Origin of the sequence: Microbacterium sp. BF1, assembly GCF_019279095.1 — a bacterium.
GTDB classification, from domain to species: domain Bacteria; phylum Actinomycetota; class Actinomycetes; order Actinomycetales; family Microbacteriaceae; genus Microbacterium; species Microbacterium maritypicum.
In genome coordinates this window covers 1-604 of the sequence record NZ_JAGYWT010000836.1, presented here as the reverse complement: position 1 = coordinate 604, position 604 = coordinate 1, and the positions used below count along the sequence as shown (strand labels likewise).

The 604-nt window shown below is 69.7% G+C and carries 1 protein-coding gene; it reads right to left on the bottom strand.

What is annotated here, in order from left to right; translation table 11 throughout:
* Positions 1-32: 32 nt before the first annotated feature.
* Entirely contained in the window at positions 33-596 is a 564-nt protein-coding gene (locus KZA10_RS17090; protein WP_218683496.1) for a signal peptidase I, read from the bottom strand.
* Between the last annotated feature and the right edge of the window lie 8 nt (positions 597-604).

Below are 604 nucleotides of genomic sequence, written 5' to 3'. Positions count from 1 at the left end.
GACCGCGAGCAGCACGACGGCGACCGCGCGCCTCATGGTCCGCTCCCGTCAGGATCGTGAGCGGACCGACGCTGCCCACGCGGCCAGAACGCCCACACCACCAGGGAGGTCGCGGCGACCGTCAGCGCTCCCAACACGATCGGGTCGCCCATCCCGGCGACGATCAGCGCGATCCCGGGAACGGAAAACAGCACCTTCCGCACCGACGACACCGTGTAGGGGAACGGATCATCTGCGGCATTCGCGTCGCCGCGCATCGTGATCACCCGCTCCTGAGCGCTCGGTCCCGGCGTGATCGTGGTGATGCGATGCGTCACCGGCAGCTCGCCAGGACGATCGACCGTCACCACGTCCCCGACCCCGATCTCGGCCGCGGGGATGCGCTGCACCACGGCCACGGATCCTGCCGGGATGGTCGGCGACATCGAACCGGTGCGGAACATGATGAGCGTGATCTGTGCGGTGAATGCGAGCACGACGAGCAGGATGCACACCGTACCGGCCACCGCGGCGATCCAGAGCAGCACGTCGCCGATCAGCCGCCCGGGGCGGAGCCGGGTGCGCACGTGTTCGGCGGTCGGGTGCGGATCCGCCAGGTGGCGTT